The organism is uncultured Cardiobacterium sp. (assembly GCF_938028185.1).
Lineage (GTDB): Bacteria > Pseudomonadota > Gammaproteobacteria > Cardiobacteriales > Cardiobacteriaceae > Cardiobacterium.
In genome coordinates, this window is record NZ_CALJAH010000142.1 from 1 (window position 1) to 3040 (window position 3040).

Annotated in this window: 1 protein-coding gene and 1 pseudogene; both read left to right on the forward strand. The window is 65.1% G+C overall.

Features of this window, described 5'->3' with window-relative positions; all coding sequences use genetic code 11:
• A pseudogene (locus Q0349_RS04300) lies at positions 1 to 794 on the forward strand (hypothetical protein); the annotation flags it as partial.
• An 82-nt stretch (positions 795 to 876) separates the two neighbouring features.
• The coding region (locus tag Q0349_RS04305) for an Ig-like domain-containing protein (RefSeq protein WP_298079646.1) at positions 877 to 3040 on the forward strand (2164 nt) is incomplete at its 3' end.

The following is a 3040-nucleotide window of genomic DNA, read 5'->3' on the forward strand; positions in this document are numbered from 1 at the left end:
TCGAATCCTTCAGCTACACCCCGCTGAAAGACGACGGCAGCAACCACTCCAACACACCGGAGCCGCATAAAGACAACCTGGAGCACACCACCCCGGCGCTGCAACACAGCGGCGGCGACGTGGCGCACCACGACGGCGCGCACGCGGCGGCATTGCACCACAGCGCGCCGCAGGCGTTGCACGAAGCGGGCACCGTTGCGCAGCATCATCACGGCAGCGACGGCCACGACGTACTGGTCAGCGACGGCATAGACACCGCCGCCTACAGCGGGCTGATGAACCTCGACGGCGCGGATTTGCTCAACTACCTCGGCGAGCACAGCAGCGAACTGCTTGCCGCCAGCAAAACCGCCAGCAGCCACGCGCTGCACGGTGGCGCGGGTGATGACACGCTCGTTGCCGGACACGGCGCGGCGTTGCTCGAAGGCGGCGCGGGGGCGGACACCTTCGCCTATCTGCTCGACAGCAACGACGCGGCGAGCTGGCAACAGCCGGGCAAAATCCTCGACTTCAACCCGCACGAAGGCGACCGCATCGTGCTGGCAGGCGACGAACACCTTGCCCATGCCAAACTGGAAGTCAGCGAAGACGCCAGCGGCCAACACCTGCACGTGACCGACGACGCCGGACATACGCGCAGCATCGACATTGCCAGCCAGGGCGGCAAGACCCTCAGCGCAGAGGATATCCTCTCGCACGTGGACATCGCCGCGCCGAAAGCCTACGAGCCTTCGGCGTACAGCGCCCCGCAAACCCACCACCTGCCGCAAGATGACAACACCCATCTCATCTGACGGCACCCCAGGAAGCTAAGAAAAGCGCCTGTCGCAGCGATGCGGCAGGCGCTTCACTGCAAACAACAAACAGGACAGTCACATGGCAACAATCACCCTCACCCTGAACGAACAAACCAGCGGCCAGTCGGTCGCGCGTTACAACCTTGATACCGGCGGCAGCGCGCTGCACATCCAGGCGCAAAACGGCGTCAACTACCAGTTCACCGATGACGCGACCGGCCTCGGCCCGCAGGGCGTCACCGCCACGAAGCAGGGCAGCGACCTCGTCGTCACCCTTGACGGCAGCGGCCCTGATCTCGTCATCGAAAACTACTTCGGTCAGGGCCAGGGCGCGCTGATTGGCGTCCAGGCCGACGGCAGCTTCACCAGTTACCCCGTTGCCGCCGCGCCGGAACACACCCTTGCCAGCGAAATCGTGACCGAGCAGGCACTTGGCTCCGATCAGGTACCCATCGCGCCGCTCGCCGTGCTGGGCGGTGTCGGCCTGATTGCGGGCGGCATCGCCCTTGCCAATGACAAGGACGGCAAATCGCACCCGGAACCCGCCCCCGCACCGGGCAACAACAATTCGGGCAACAACAACTCTGGTAACAGCAACACCCCGCATAGCCCGGAAGCGCCGCCGGTACCGACCCCGAACCAGCCGAGCAACCCGCCGCCGATGCCGAGTCCCTTGCCGCGACCGGACGTCACCCCGCCAAGTTCCAACCCCTCCAATCCCGGCCCGGCCGTTCCCGGCCCGAACCCGCCGGGGCCGTCACCCAGTCCGAGTCCCAGCCCCTCGCCGAACAACCCCAACCAGCCCAAGCCCGGCAGCGCGCCGATCGCCGCTGACGACAAAGAAAGCGCCTCGCCCGGCGAAACCGTCACCATTGACGTGCTGAAAAACGACTCCGACCCGGACGGCGTCACCAACATTGACGTCAACAGCGTCCGCCTGCTCGACGCCGCCGGACGCCCGGTCGCCACGCTGAAAGTTCCCGGTGAAGGCGAATGGAACGTCACCTTCAACGGCCACGTCACCTTCAAGCCGGAAGCGGGCTTTACCGGCAACCCGACCCCGGTGCAATACACCATCAGCGACGCCGAAGGCCACACCAGCAAACCGGCGAAAATCACCCTCACCTACGACCCGACGCAGCAACTGAACACCCCCGGCGCCGTCTTGCTCGAAGGCGAGGCAAAAATCGGCGGCACGCTGAAAGCCGTTGTCGCCGACAACGACGGCGTCCAGACCGGCACCGTCAAATACCAGTGGTTTGCCGAAGGCGACGCCATCCCCGGCGCGACCGGCGAAAGCTACACCGTCACCGCTGCTGACCGTGGCAAACACATCAGCGTGTACGTCAGCTACACCGACGGCAAAAACCATATGGAGACGCACAACGGCACCACCGGCATCATCGGCGACACCGTCACCCCCACCCCCATGCCGAACCCGACGCCGATGCCGCAGCCCAACCCCAACCCGGCGCCCAACCCGCTCAATCCGAGCCCACAAATGCCGGGACATCCGGGCATTCCCGACCCGAACCTGAAAGCCTACCAGCCGGTACTCTATGACGACACCGTGAAGGCGCACCGTGGCGGCAAAGTCACCATCAACGTCGTCGAAAACGACACCGACGCCCAGCGCGACATCGACCCGAACACCGTCCAGCTGCTGGACAAGGACGGCAAGGGCGTCACCCGCCTCGTCGTGGACAAACAGGGCGTGTGGACGGTGGGACGCGGCGGCAACGTCACCTTCACCCCGGACAAGGACTTTGACAAGGGCAACCCCGACCCGGTCGAATACGTCCTCTCCGACCGCAACGGCAACCCCAGCTACAACCGCGCCAAAATCACCATCGAATACCCCGATGCCGCCAACAACCAGGAAGGCAAAGTTGAGCTCGTCGGCGCGACCAAAGTCGGCCAGACCCTGATTGCGAACGTGGAAGACGCGGACGGCGTGCAGCCGGAAAACATCAAATACCAGTGGTTTGCCAACGGCGACGCCATCACCGGCGCCAACGGACGCAGCTATACCATCCAGCCGATAGACCGCGGCAAAACCCTCACCGTCCACGTCGAATACAAAGACGGCGCCGGCCACGACGAAGCCTTCTCCAGCCAGCCCAGCGCCCCCGTTGACGCCGCGCTGACACCGACGACGCCCACCCCGACCCCGCCGCCGACCACACCAAACAACCCGCCGAGCGGTAACGTCACCATCAGCGGCACCGCCAAAGTGGGCGAAA